This window comes from Chryseobacterium sp. CY350 (assembly GCF_027945075.1).
In the GTDB taxonomy this organism is placed as follows: domain Bacteria; phylum Bacteroidota; class Bacteroidia; order Flavobacteriales; family Weeksellaceae; genus Chryseobacterium.
The window spans coordinates 3,417,125-3,430,921 of sequence record NZ_CP116034.1 but is presented as its reverse complement, the minus strand read 5'-3'; the positions used below and the strand labels follow the sequence as shown (position 1 = coordinate 3,430,921).

11 protein-coding genes and 1 pseudogene are annotated in these 13,797 nt (G+C 37.8%); 6 read left to right on the top strand and 6 right to left on the bottom strand.

Annotated elements, in window-relative coordinates; all coding sequences use genetic code 11:
• Positions 1-18 precede the first annotated feature (18 nt).
• A complete protein-coding gene (gene xylE, locus PGH12_RS16010; protein WP_076557925.1) occupies positions 19-1,440 on the top strand; it encodes a D-xylose transporter XylE in 1,422 nt (473 codons plus the stop codon).
• A gap of 54 nt (positions 1,441-1,494) precedes the next feature.
• Here the strand turns inward: xylE and PGH12_RS16005 are convergent, their stop codons facing one another.
• Both PGH12_RS16005 and PGH12_RS16000 read right to left on the bottom strand, forming a co-directional pair.
• Positions 1,495-1,950, bottom strand: coding sequence for a hypothetical protein (locus PGH12_RS16005; protein ID WP_267598485.1), 456 nt, complete (start codon positions 1,948-1,950; stop codon positions 1,495-1,497).
• Between the two features lie 15 nt (positions 1,951-1,965).
• The gene (locus tag PGH12_RS16000) at positions 1,966-3,549 is read right to left on the bottom strand and encodes a Na+/H+ antiporter (RefSeq protein ID WP_267598484.1); all 1,584 of its coding nucleotides are present in this window, start codon (positions 3,547-3,549) and stop codon (positions 1,966-1,968) included.
• Positions 3,550-3,793: 244 nt separating this feature from the next.
• On the opposite strand from PGH12_RS16000, the gene PGH12_RS15995 reads away from it, so the two are divergent.
• Positions 3,794-4,822, top strand: coding sequence for a LacI family DNA-binding transcriptional regulator (locus PGH12_RS15995; protein ID WP_267598483.1), 1,029 nt, complete (start codon positions 3,794-3,796; stop codon positions 4,820-4,822).
• 143 nt (positions 4,823-4,965) lie between these two features.
• Here PGH12_RS15995 and PGH12_RS15990 read toward each other — a convergent pair whose 3' ends face one another.
• Positions 4,966-5,352: a winged helix-turn-helix transcriptional regulator gene (locus PGH12_RS15990; protein ID WP_267598482.1), complete on the bottom strand. Its 387-nt coding sequence runs from the start codon at positions 5,350-5,352 to the stop codon at positions 4,966-4,968.
• Between the two features lie 154 nt (positions 5,353-5,506).
• On the opposite strand from PGH12_RS15990, the pseudogene PGH12_RS15985 reads away from it, so the two are divergent.
• Together PGH12_RS15985 and PGH12_RS15980 are read left to right on the top strand one after the other, a co-directional pair.
• A pseudogene (locus tag PGH12_RS15985) lies at positions 5,507-6,271 on the top strand (SDR family oxidoreductase); the annotation flags it as partial.
• 21 nt (positions 6,272-6,292) lie between these two features.
• A complete protein-coding gene (locus tag PGH12_RS15980; protein ID WP_267598481.1) occupies positions 6,293-6,610 on the top strand; it encodes a nuclear transport factor 2 family protein in 318 nt (105 codons plus the stop codon).
• Positions 6,611-6,923: 313 nt separating this feature from the next.
• Here the strand turns inward: PGH12_RS15980 and PGH12_RS15975 are convergent, their stop codons facing one another.
• The gene (locus PGH12_RS15975) at positions 6,924-7,340 is read right to left on the bottom strand and encodes an endonuclease domain-containing protein (protein WP_267598480.1); all 417 of its coding nucleotides are present in this window, start codon (positions 7,338-7,340) and stop codon (positions 6,924-6,926) included.
• Between the two features lie 358 nt (positions 7,341-7,698).
• Here PGH12_RS15975 and PGH12_RS15970 point away from each other — a divergent pair, with 358 nt between their 5' ends.
• Together PGH12_RS15970 and PGH12_RS15965 are read left to right on the top strand one after the other, a co-directional pair.
• On the top strand, positions 7,699-8,184 hold the full coding sequence (locus PGH12_RS15970) for a hypothetical protein (RefSeq protein WP_267598479.1): 486 nt from the start codon (positions 7,699-7,701) through the stop codon (positions 8,182-8,184).
• 1,352 nt (positions 8,185-9,536) lie between these two features.
• The gene (locus PGH12_RS15965; RefSeq protein WP_267598478.1) at positions 9,537-10,388 is read left to right on the top strand and encodes a DUF6236 family protein; all 852 of its coding nucleotides are present in this window, start codon (positions 9,537-9,539) and stop codon (positions 10,386-10,388) included.
• A 150-nt stretch (positions 10,389-10,538) separates the two neighbouring features.
• Here PGH12_RS15965 and PGH12_RS15960 read toward each other — a convergent pair whose 3' ends face one another.
• Both PGH12_RS15960 and PGH12_RS15955 read right to left on the bottom strand, forming a co-directional pair.
• Positions 10,539-12,152, bottom strand: coding sequence for a UxaA family hydrolase (locus PGH12_RS15960; RefSeq protein ID WP_267598477.1), 1,614 nt, complete (start codon positions 12,150-12,152; stop codon positions 10,539-10,541).
• 6 nt (positions 12,153-12,158) lie between these two features.
• Positions 12,159-13,622 carry a tagaturonate reductase gene (locus PGH12_RS15955; RefSeq protein ID WP_267598476.1) on the bottom strand — a complete coding sequence of 488 codons (1,464 nt, stop codon included), beginning with the start codon at positions 13,620-13,622 and terminating at the stop codon, positions 12,159-12,161.
• Positions 13,623-13,797: the final 175 nt, after the last annotated feature.

The following is a 13,797-nucleotide window of genomic DNA, read 5'->3' as shown; positions in this document are numbered from 1 at the left end:
CAATTAAAAAATCAAACTATGCAAATAATAGATTCTGGTCCTAAATATTCTTCAGGAACAAAGGCGCAGATCAATATGCTGTACGTTACTGTACTCACGTTGGTTGCCACTTTGGGAGGACTTTTGTTTGGATACGACACGGCAGTGATCTCCGGAGCCGAAAAATCGATTCAGGAATACCTGATCATTCCTTTGGGCTTGAGTTCACTCGCACACGGAGCGACCATCTCGAGTGCATTGATCGGATGCATCATCGGAGGCGCTATTTCCGGGATGATCTCCACGAAGCTGGGAAGAAAAAAATCGTTGATGCTTTCGGCGTTTCTGTTCTTCATCAGTGCTTTAGGAGCGGCGTATCCTGAATTTTTATTCTTCAAACACGGCGAACATTCTATGGGTGTTTTGCTGGCATTTAATTTTTATAGGATCATTGGTGGAATCGGTGTGGGACTCGCTTCGGCGGTCTGCCCGATGTACATTGGTGAGATTGCACCTGCCGAAATACGTGGTAAACTGGTATCACTGAATCAGTTTGCCATTATTTTCGGGATGCTCGTGGTTTACTTTGTGAACTGGGGCATCGCAAGCGGACAAACCGTAGAATGGATCAACGAAATCGGATGGAGATATATGTTTTTATCACTGACGATTCCTTCTGCTTTGTTTGGAATTCTTCTGTTTTTTGTTCCTGAAACTCCACGTTATCTGACTTTCATTAATAAAGATGCGGAAGCCTTGAAAATTTTAACAAAAATCAATGGTGAAGCTCGAGGAAAAGAAATTTTCTCTGAAATAAAAAGCACCGTTGTAGAACATAAAAGTGAAATTTTCGCCTTCGGGAAAACTGTGATCGTGATTGGAATTTTGCTTTCTGTTTTCCAGCAGTTTGTGGGAATTAACGTGGCTTTATATTACGCTCCAAGAATTTTCGAAAGTATGGGTGTTCATAAGGATTCATCCATGCTGCAAACCGTGGTGATGGGACTGGTGAATGTTGTATTTACCGTTATCGCTATTTTCACCGTGGATAAATGGGGAAGGAAGCCTTTATTGATTGTAGGTTCTGTCGGAATGGCGATTGGAATGTTTGCGATTGCAATTTTATCCTATTATCAAATTATCGGAATTGCAACTTTGGTATTTATCATTGTTTACACGGCTTCATTTATGATGTCTTGGGGACCAATATGCTGGGTTCTGATCTCAGAAATTTTCCCTAATAAAATAAGAGGAAGTGCGATTGCAATTGCTGTTGCCGCTCAGTGGGCAGCGAATTATTTAATTTCATCAACTTATCCTTTTATGATGGAATTCAGTGGAGCATTTACTTACGGGTTTTATGGAGTGATGAGTGTTCTTTCGCTCTTCTTTGTATGGAAATGGGTTCCAGAAACCAAAGGAAAATCTCTTGAGGAAATCGAAAAGGTTTGGGAAAAATAAATTCAAACATTTAATTTTAATATAGAAACCCACTGATAATTCGGTGGGTTTTCTTTATAATACCTTATCATTTTTAATTATTTTCTCAGAATTGATGACAAAGATTGTTACAAAAGACAAAACTAAAATCGGCATGGTTGAAAACGTAGCAACATAATATAGTTCTTCATTAAAAAGATAAGTGCTCCACGATGATTCTCGTTCTACAAAAATTGTATAATCCCAGAAAAACCATACAGAAATTAAAAGTAAAAATTGAGTAATAACTTTTAATACCTTGTTTATGGAGGAGATAAATTTAAATATAATTAAAAGAAAAACAGCTGTTATTAATGACATTTTGAAAGCATCTTCCACAAACCAGCATTCTAAACAAGAACTCGAAATACGATCCGAGAGTTTCCCCATCGACCAGTAAAACTGCAAAAATGTAGCAACAAAAACAACTAATGCCACAAGCAAAATTCTCTTCAAAAAGCTGACAATACTATTTTTAGTAATATTTTTCATAAACATACAATCAGATTATATCATCTTCAACCGTTCTTCTTCCAGATCAATCTGATATAATTGCTGACGGATGATTTCTTCATTGATTTTAGGATCCTTATTCAATTCCGCAAGATAATCGCGCTGAATTTCCAGCATTTCTATAAAAATCGTTTTAGTCAGATCATTCATCCAGCTGTCATCAGTAGCATTTGTACGTTCTTCCCAATGTTTTAGAAACATTTCCATACCTGCGTTATCTTTGAGTTCGTTTTGATATTTCTCTTTCAGAAACTGATGCATATGAATCTTAAGGTCTTTCTTAATCTTTTTCTTGGTTGTTTCTTCATCTTCTTCATTAAAAATACCGTCAAAAAATTGAGTTCTTTTAATAATATAAGGCAATGTGAGACCTTGCACCAAAAGGGTCAATAAAATAACTACAAATGTGATAAACAAAATTAAATTCCGGTGCGGGAAAGGTTCACCATTGCTCAAAGTTACAGGAATTGCCAATGCAGCAGCAAGAGAAACTACGCCACGCATTCCTGTCCATCCCAATAGAAGCGGCATCATCCATCGTCGTGCTCTTGAAGATGCGTGAGGCTGTACACTTGGGCGAAATATTACAGTAGCAACCAATGCGGCATATGAACTGATCATTCTCGCGGCGATCAGAATTACTGTAACCAAAACACCATAACCGATCGCGGTTTGGAGAGGAATATGATCTTCTTTCAGACCATCTACAATTTCTGGAAGCTCTAGACCAATGATTAAGAAAACGATTCCGTTTAATATGAAAATCAGACTTTCCCAAACACTGTAAGCGTGGATTCTGCTGGTGCTGTTGAGAAATTTCAATCGCCTTGCAGACATATAAAGTCCACCAGCAACCACTGCCAAAACTCCCGAACTGTGAAACTGTTCGGCAATCCAGTACATAATATAGGGCTCAATGATCGTTAATGCAATGTCTGAGGGTGCATCGGTAGGAAGAATCTTGTGCGCTTTTACAAAAAGCCAACCTAAAAGCAGCCCGATTCCTGCACCACCAATCACCATCCAAAAAAAACTCATCGTCGCATCCTGCCAGATAAACTGACCTGTTCCGACTGCTACCAAAGCAAACCGAAAAATAATTAACGAAGAAGCATCATTCAGTAAACTTTCACCTTCAAGAATTGTTGCTGTAGACTTTGGGATGCTGACAAATTTCGTAATCGCTCCTGTACTTACAGCATCTGGCGGAGAGACGATTCCGCCAAGCAAAAATCCTAAAGCAATCGTAAATCCGGGAATATAATAATTGGTCAACAAAGCCACTGACAAAGCCGTAAAGAAAACAACTAGAAAAGCAAAACTTCCAATGATGCGCCACCATTTTTTCATTTCTTTAAAGGAAATACTCCATGCAGCTTCAAATAATAATGGTGGAAGAAATATGAAGAAAATAAGATCAGGATCAATTTTTATAACAGGCAATCCCGGTATAAAGCTGATCGCTAAACCACCAACGACTAATAAAATAGGATAAGCAACTCTCAGTTTGGCAGCAAACATATTCAGGAGAACGATGACGGCGACCATTGCCAATAGAAAAGGTAAAAGACTGTGCATTATAAATATTTGTGTTTAAGATGCAAAAGTAACAAATACATTGGCCTAAATTAAAATACAGCAGAAGAATAATTGAACATTGATGAAATTTAATACTGACTGTATTCCGATTCGCTAAAAGTTCTGTACTTTACTTTAAGGAATAAAAGTCACAAAATAGTTACTTTTCGTGTGCTGATAAGGTTAATTTGATTAAATTTACGACTATATCCTGAAGGAAAAATAACGATATTCCAGAATACCTATGACAAAGAAAAATGCCACCATTTATGACATTTCAAGAAAGCTGAACGTAAGTGTGGCAACGGTTTCCAGAGCGCTGAACGATAACCCGAGAATTAGCCAGGCAACAAAAGAGCTTGTAGTAAAAACCGCAAAGGAAATGAACTACAAGCAGAATAATCTTGCCAAAGCATTGAAAAGCGGAGAAACAAAAAACATCGGGATCATCGTTCCATATATCAATACCAACTTTTTCTCGTCTGTCATCCGTGGAATCGAGGAAGAACTTTCTCCCCACGGTTATCACGTCATTATCTGCCAGAGTCACGAAGATGTTTTAACCGAAAAAAAACATCTGAATACATTGTTAAATGCTCAGGTTGACGGAATTTTCATGTCTGTATCAAGAACTACAATTGATACGGAACATATTCAGCATATTTTAAATACGACCAATACACCTATTATTTTCTTTGACAGAAAGAAAGATATTCCAGGAATAAGTACCGTGACGATTGATGATTACCGCGGTGGTTACATGGCGACTGAACATCTGATTTCGGAAGGCTACAAAAACATCTGTCACTTTGCAGGAGATCTGAATCTTGAGATTTATCAAAACCGTCTGAATGGCTATAAGCAAGCATTAATCGACCACAAATTTCAGGTAAAAGAAGAAAGCATCATTTCTACGGGAAGTTCGATCGACGCCGGAATTGATGCCGTGAAAAAACTTTGGAACAGCTCATCAGTTCCCGATGCTATTTTTTCTGCGAGTGATTCTACTGCTTTAGGAGCTTGTCAGGAATTAAAGAAACGAAAAATAAAAATCCCTCAAGAAGTAGCTGTTATCGGTTTTTCCAATGAGCCTTTTACCCAATTTATGGAACTACCAATGAGTTCTATCGATCAAACCCCTTTATTGATGGGAAATATGGCAGGGCAGGTTTTTTTGGATAATATTAAAGATAATTCTTCTGGAGTTTCTATTGAAAAGAAAGTTGTACTTGCCCCTAAAATTTGCGTAAGGAAATCTTCGAAGAGGAAGTGATTTTTTGTTTTAATACTTTTTTAAAATACTCTTAAACCACCCCGTCAAAAATTCTTTGAATTTTCGCCACCCCTCCAAGGGAGGGGTATTTTACATTATGTAATGATACCACTATCTTACTATAGCGACTCAATGTTCAATCCTCATTCATCCAAGCGTAGGGAATCACTTTCTGCATTCAGACGCTTTAAAATAACGGTACGCAAATGCGTTTCGTTCTGATCGCCCCAGATTCCGAGCTGCAAAATTACCGGAATAACGCTTTTACCCAATTCAGTAAGACTATACTCTACTTTGGGCGGTACTACAGGGTAAATTTTCTTGGTAATCAATTCGTGATCTTCCAATTCTTTTAACTGAATATTTAAAACTCTTCTTGTGGCATCAGGAATTTTACGCTGCAATTCACTCGGTCGCTGATGTCCCTGATCTATGAACCAGAGCAGACGTATTTTCCATTTGCCGTAAAGCACTTCACCGATCAGATCAAGACCGCAATTTAAGTTTGGGATTATTTTTCTCTCATACATAAAGCAAATTTAAACGTATGTTCCGATTTGCACAATAGGGGAATAATTTTTCCCGATCTGAATCGTAATTCCGTACTTGTACAAACTGTTTTTATACCCCAATTTTGCCCTATAAATTAATATAAAAATGGAATAATTTAATTTCAACAATGAGTTATCAGGCAAAATTGCTTTGGTAACCGGAGGTACAAAAGGGGCTGGAAAAGCGATTGCAGAAAGACTATTGCAGGCCGGTGCAACAGTACTCATTTCCGCAAGAAATGCACCGGAAGAAGAAAACAGCAATCTGCATTTCATTGCTGCTGATTTGAGTACTGCGGAAGGAACACAGAAAGTAATCAGTGAAGTAATGTCTGCGTACGGCCGACTTGATATTCTGATCAACAACCTTGGCTCTTCAACAACACCCGCCGGAGGGTTTAATGCATTATCAGATGAAGACTGGGAATCTACATTAAAGGCTAATTTACTGGCTCCGGTACGATTGGACAGAGGATTTTTGCCCCAGATGATTGAGCGGGAAAGTGGCGTTATTATCCACATTGCTTCCATTCAGGGTAAGCTTCCTTTATATGATTCTACTTTGCCTTACGCCGCTTCAAAAGCAGCATTGAGAAATTACAGTAAAAGCCTGTCGAATGAAGTGACGCCAAAAGGTGTTCGTGTTTTGGCTGTTTCACCGGTATGGATCAATACGACAGCATCGAAAGACTGGTTGGGCGAAATTGCAAGAAACGCAAACAGCACTGTAGAAGAAGCGCAACAAGGAGTGATGAATGCACTGGGCGGAATTCCTTTTGGCAGACCTGCCGAACCGAGAGAAGTCGCAGAATTTGTAGGTTTTCTTGTATCTCCAAGAGCCAGCTATTTAACAGGAACCGAATATGTAATCGACGGAGGAACCGTACCAACTATTTAATAACTCAAAAAATATAATATTATGAACTTACCTAAAGTAATTGCAGAATTAGTAACGAGCCAAAATGAATTTGACAGCGCTGCCTATGCAGACCTTTTCGCCGAAAATGCCCAGGTATCTGATGAAGGCAAAAAGCATGATGGAAAGGCAGAAATTGAAAAGTGGATCGACAAATCCAAAACAGACTATAAGGCCACAATGGAGCCATTAAATTATGATGAAAAAGAAGATATATTATCGGCAAAAATTGCAGGATCATTTCCGGGAAGTCCTCTGATTTTGAAATTCCATTTTAAAATTGCTGACGGAAAAATTCAGAACCTGAAAGTAACAGGATAAAAAATCTGTCTGGAATTACAATGTTTTACCATGCGGGGCTGAAGTGAAAATTTCAGCCCTTTTACTTTTTTTGTATGCTTAAGTTTTTAAAAGATTTGGATTTTGTTTACACTCAATAACCACCCCGTCTTCTTTCTGCGAAAGAATCCACCCCTCCAAAGGAGGGGAATTATTGTGTGTTTAAGAAGGCTCAGTCTCAAATTCAAATTTAGAATTGTATGACAAAAATATTCAACAGAAAGTCAACGTTGAAAAAATTTCCCTCCTCTGGGGGGTGGATTAATTTTCAAAGAAAATTAAGACGGGGTGGTTTTCAGCACCCATAATTCTGAACAACAAAATCCTCCAGATCCTTCACCACCTTACCCAAATTATTCTTCACATCAAAATCGTTAGCTTTAAATATTTTCAGTCCTAAAGATTCCAAATACTTTTGCCTCATATCATCGTAATCTTTTTTTACATCATGACTCCAGCCATCAATTTCAATAACCAATCCTAATTTCTTAACATAAAAATCAACGATATAATTTCCTATAATTCTCTGCCTGTCAAAATCTATCTCATGAAAGCATTTTGCCCGAACTCGATTCCAAAATATTACTTCACTTAAGATTCCTGCTTTTCGTTTTCCGTGTAATAATGGTTTTAGTTCGGGATTGTAAGGGAGATTTTCTACGAAGTTTCTACGGATAGGGATTCCGTTGATTAGGGTTAATATTTCTTTCATCTGTTTGTGTTTTTGTTTGTGTTCTTTTTAACCACCCCGTCTTCTTTCTTCGAAAAAATCCACCCCTCCAAGAGAGGGGAATTTTTGCTACGCATCAATGTAGGACGATTATATAAATTTAGATAATATATTGAAATATTCAACTAAGTCTACCCGTGTGAATTCCCCTCCTACGGAGGGGTGGCGAAAATTCGAAAGAATTTTTTGACGGGGTGGTTTGTTTTCGCAAGTAATTAACAACTATTTCAGGCATTCAAAATTTTCATTCCCTTTTTAAAATTTTTCCTACCTTAGTTTTCCATTACAAAAAAAACACACGATTTTACTCATAACATACTAACCTTTAAAATCAAAAATGATGGGATTAACAAATTTGAACTCCACCCATTTGAGCAGTGCAAAAATCACTGCGGCACAGGATGCTATCGCGGCATTGGAAAGCGCAATCGCTGAAATCACGATCAATCTTTCTGCCGATGAACGTAAACGCTACGGAAGCATCAACGAGCAAAACAAACTCTTTGTGAACAAAGTCAATGACTACAACCAAAGCCAGCCAAACCTGAGCTCTCCGGAAGTAGACTGGGACGAATTCAACAGAGATCACAGTTCCCGAAACAATATGGAAACCATGATCAGCAGGCTCGAAAGCGTGATTACAAGACTGAATAATGCGAAGACACTTCATGATTACGACAACTATCAGTCGGCGTTGGTAGATTATTCTTTCACCACCTACAAAGCAGGGACATCAGCAACCGGATTTGAAGATAAGTATAAAGATCTGAAACAATTCTTTGTGAAAAATTCAACCTCTACCGCTCCACCTGCGGAGAAAAAGTAAAACAATAATTAACATTTGCCCCTTCAATAATTTGGAGGGGTATTATTATGCTTTGAAACCATCTTTCAAGCGGTTCGATACGTTGCTAAATACTTGGGAGACATTCTTCACCATTTCCGATACGTTTCGAATAGCTTCGAAGACGTCTTTCAACTATCCGGAGACGTTACTTGATGGTCGGAAGCAGTTGTTTACCCATCGGGATACGTTGTAGATAAGTCGGGAGCGGTCTTCTACCTATCCCGACCTATCTTTTACCTGTCGCAATCGGTTGTATAACCTGTACGGATGTATTGAGAACCTCATCGGAGACGTAGATAACCCCGACAAACGTCTGATGAACGTATCGGGATAGGCTGTACAACGTATCGAAACCTTTACAGAACGTATCGGGACTTCTTCGGAACGGGTCGTAATAGGTTTTGGACGTGTAGGTTGGGGTTCGGAACGTGGAATTTTGGGTTGGGGACGTGGAGGGATGGGTTTTTGTTTTCGTAGAATGCGTGTAGGAATTGTTGTGTTGCTTGTAGGCTGTTTTAACCACCCCGTCTTTTTTCTGCGAAAAAATCCACCCCTCCAAGGGAGGGGAATTGCGTGAGGCATAAACTTGGAAGGGTTATCCACATTTAGAAAAATGAATCTCAAATTTTCAACAAACGTCTACACGTGATAAATTCCCCTCCTTCGGAGGGGTGGCGAAAATTCGAAAGAATTTTTGACGGGGTGGTTTGTTTTCGCAAGAATGTAGAAACTACTTTTGTTTTTCGCTGGTGCGAGAATGGGCTATGTTTTTGTTTTGGTAGGATGAGTGAAAGAATTGGGTGTTACCTATATACTGTTTTAACCACCCCGTCTTTTTTCTGCTAAAAAATCCACCCCTCCAAGGGAGTGGAATTGCGTAAGGCATTAACTTGGAAGGGTTATCATCATTTAGAAAAATGAAAGTCAAATTTTAAACAAAAGTCTACATGTGAAAAATTCCCCTCCTCCGGAGGGGTGGCGAAAATTCGAAAGAATTTTTGACGGGGTGGTTTTTTTGGATGTAATTGTCACGGATTATAAATCCGAGGCATCAAAAGTCGCATTGAACTAGGAAAGCATTCGGTAGGAATTGATATTCTTTCGAGATTAGCATTTGTTTTAGGATACCATATTGATATTGTTCCTACCGAAATATATTTTATGATTTTATTAAGTTCACAAATTTGTAGTCTGTGACTTTTTTATTTTTAGTTATTAGTGACTAAGATTAGAAAAACCGTCCGAGCATTGCTGAATTTTTCTTACATATATTTATAAAAAAATAAAATTGTTATTTAGAATAGTTGTTATTTTGAATAAACTTAATAATTATGAAAAGAGGAATTATTGCATCTCCAGCTAAAATGCAAAGACAATCACATAATGGCGTAGCCGTTAGTTCTAATATCACAATACAAGATTTATATTATTACATATTATATTACGATAAAGTTGTATTACCTACAAATGGAATGATTCATTATGCTATTCCACATGAAGAGATGCTAATTTCAGAAAACATTATCTCAAGACCAAGGGTCAATTTTCCGAGCTGGAGTACATCTTCACAAGTAAATCTATTTTTAGAAAGTCAAAAAATAGTTGCTAATGATTTGATAAAAAATGATAAAGATGTTGATTGGATTCTTCATCAAATTGGCGAAGAATTAATTTTAGGTGATAAAAACGTTAAGGAGTTTAATTCTTTAAAAGTTGAAATTAATGAGTGTTTACCAGTACCTACTCAAGAAACTTCTATTGAAGACATAATAGATTTTAAAAGAAGAAGACAGTCTGAACTTGATGAATTACATGAAACTCTAGATTCATTTTATTTTGAAATAATAAACTCTCCAGACAAAGATTTTCAATCAAAAAAAAGCTTATTAAAATTGAAAAAAGTCCTCGAAAATGTTAATCAAGTTTCAAATGAAAAATTTTCACTTTCATCGAAATATAATTTAGTAACAGAACTTAATTTCGGTAATCTGATAACAGGATTAACCTCTGGAGTGACGTTAGGTTTTATGACAAATCCTCAAATTATACCTTTGACATCGATTATAGGAGCAGCATTATCTTTTGTTAGTATTAAGGCAAATAAAACAATTAGTGTGGAAGAAGCAAAGGAAAAAATAAAATTAAGTTATTTAGCCAATGCTAAAAAAGAAAAAATTATATAGTATGAAGAATTATAAGAGTTTAATTCCGTGATTTCCTCCCACAATCATCATAATTTAAATTATAAAACTGTGCAATCACCCAAAAAAGAAAATGCTCCCTACACGATGTAGAAAGCATTTTCAACCCTAATATTTAATATAATTAACCCATTACAGAGAGACTCCTCGTCTCCATGGAATGAAATCATTCTGATTAAGAACGTCAGCCTTGGTTTTTACTTCGCCGCTGGCTACGTTGATGATGAGTTCCAGAAGTTCGTCTGCTGCTTCGGGAATTGTTTTTTCTCCGCTGATTACGGTACCAGCATTGAAATCAATAATGTCTGACATTTTTTCTGCCAAAACCGTGTTGGAAGAAATCTTCACAACAGGCGTAATAGGATTTCCCATCGGAGTTCCAAGACCTGTGGTGAAAAGTACCACTGTTGCACCTGAACCAACTAACGCTGTTGTACATTCAGCATCATTTCCGGGAGTGCATAAAAGATTCAGACCTGGTTTTGTAGCATATTCTGTAAAATCGAGAACTTCTACAATTGGAGCCGCTCCGCCCTTTTTGGATGCTCCAGCAGATTTCATGGCATCGGTAATTAAACCATCTTTAATGTTACCTGGGGACGGATTCATATCAAATCCTGAACCTGCCGCAACCACAGAGGCTTCAAAATCTTTCATCAGTTTCAGGAATTTTACTCCGTCTTCATCGTTGATGCAACGGTTGACCAACTCCTGCTCTACTCCACATAATTCAGGGAATTCGGCCAACATGGTTGTTCCGCCCACTGCCGCCATAATATCGGAAACTTCACCCAAAACAGGGTTTGCAGAAATTCCTGAGAAACCGTCTGAGCCACCACATTCCAAACCGATGTTCAGTTTGGTGATGGAGGCAGGTTTTCTCTCTATTTCGTTGGCTTTTTTAATACCCTCATATGAATCTTTAATAACGCCGGTCAGCATTTCATCGATGGTACCCGATTTTTGCTGTTCATAAACGACAATCGGTTTTTTATTATTTGGAGCCAATGCGTGCAGTGAATCCATGAAAATCTGTACCTGAAGATTCTGACACCCTAAGCTGAGAACCGTAGCTCCCGCCACATTCGGGTTGTTGACATATCCTGCAAACAGTCTCCCCAATGCTTCAGCGTCCTGACGGATTCCGCCACAACCGCCCTGATGCGTGATGAATCTTGCATCGATATTTTTAAATATTCTTGTATCCGGTTCTTCTTCTTCAACTTCAACAGTTGCGCCACCGTTTAATAACGAACGAAGTAACAACTGGTGTTTGCTGGCTTTATCGTGAAGCAATTCTTTTTCAAAAATATCCTTCAGCGTTTCGATATTTTTGTTTTCGCAGAATACCAACGGGAAGAAGAGCCAGACGTTTTCTGTTCCTACCTGTCCGTCTTCACGGTGGTAGCCCATAAACGTACGGTCTTTCCATTTGTCAACATTGGGTGGAGTCCAGCCTAAAGTTTCGGTTTTGCCGACCACTTTTGCACTTTGGTGCTTTACATTTTCGGTAGTAATGACTTCGCCCTGTCTGATGGATTGGTTGGCTTTTCCAACGATAACGCCATACATTAAAATATGGTCGCCATCCTCAAAATCTACGGCAGCGAATTTATGTTTTGCTTTAATATCTTTAAGAATCGTATAATCTGTACCGTCTAAGTGCACCGATTCTCCGGCAGGTAAATCCAACAGCGCTACAATAACGTTGTCTTTGGGATTTACTTTCAGTACTTTCTTTTGCATGATTGTTTAAGAATAAAATTGAATAAAATTTTTGTAAGCAGTTTCCATATCATTGTGGTCGATTTCGTACAATGCTTTTGCTACTGCGGCTTTCAGGCCTTCAACCTGTGTAAGGTCGGTCTCCCAGAATAGTTTTTCGCTTAATGCCTGTTCTGAAACTACTTCGTAATCTTCGTTTTTCCAGATTTCTTTGAATCTGTTTACGATGGCTTCTTCGTCATTCAAAGGAAGAGATTTTTCACCAAAACTTCCCTGATAGAATCTGATTAAACTTGCCAGAGAGAATGTTAAATTCAACGGAAGTTTATTATTTCTTTCAACATACGTCAACAAACTCGGAACCACTCTCACTTTAAATTTAGAAACAAAATATAAAGCGATGCTTGCCAAATGATGCTTGATGAAAGGATTTCTGAATCTGTCGAACACTTCTTCCGCAAATTCCTTCAGTTCAGTTTCATCCAAACCTAAAGTCTGATTCACTTCATTAAAAATAGAATCGCTTAAAAAAGTTCCGATAAACTGGTCATCGATTGCTTCTTTTACGATTTCTTTTCCTGCTAAAATTGCCGGAGCCAACATCAACGTATGTCCGCCATTCAGAATTCTCACTTTTCTCAAACGGTACGGCTGAATATCATCCACCACCAAAATCTGTTCATTGATCTGATCGAAAGGAATTCTCTTTTTTAAATCTTCACCTCCCTGAATCACCCACAAAAGGAATGTTTCAGAAACTACCATCATCGGATCTTCATAATCCAACTGGTCTTCATAGGTTGCAGCATCATCTTTCGGATAGCCCGGAACGATTCTGTCGACCAAAGTATTGTGGAAGTGATTGCTTTGTTCAATCCATTGCGCAAAACCTTCTTCTAAATTCCAAAGTTGGGCATATTTTAAAATAATACCTTTTAAAACAACCGCATTTTCTTCGATCAGCTCGCAAGGAATAATTCTTAAACCTTTGTCTGCCGCTCCATTGAAATGCTTATATCTTTCGTGAAGTAAAACCGCCACTTTCGCAGGGAAATTTTTGTGCGGACCTTCATAGGTATTTTCTGTTTCGTCGTAAGCAATTCCGGTTTCGGTTGTATTTGAAAAAACAAATTCTAGTTCTTCTTCTTTTGCTAATTCTAAGAAACTGTTGTAATCTGTGTAAGGATTTACTGACTTCTGAATTGCCGAAATCACACATTTTTCATCGATGATTTCACCTTTTTTGATTCCTCTTGAAAATAAAGTGTAGAGATTTCCCTGTTCTTCAAGCTTGTGAACTGAACCGTTTGGTGTAGGCTGTATGTTGACAATTCCTGCGTGGAAACCTGCTTCTTTATTTAATTTATCAATCACATAATCAGTAAATCCACGCATGAAGTTTCCTCCCCCGAATTGTAGGATTTTGATTGGTAATTTTGTATCTATTCCGCTGTTTTGGCGGTTTAACTGTTGTTTTGTCTGATTTTCCATTTTTCTAATTTGAATTAAATTGTGTTTTTAATTCGATGAAATCTTAATGCTTTTTTAAACGCAAAGGGCGCAAAGATTTTCTTTTTAAAACTTGATGTATATTTTTAAGTTCGCAAAGGCGTTCTACTTAGCTAAGAACTCAAAGTTTTATATTTGAATCATTAAGATTTATTAA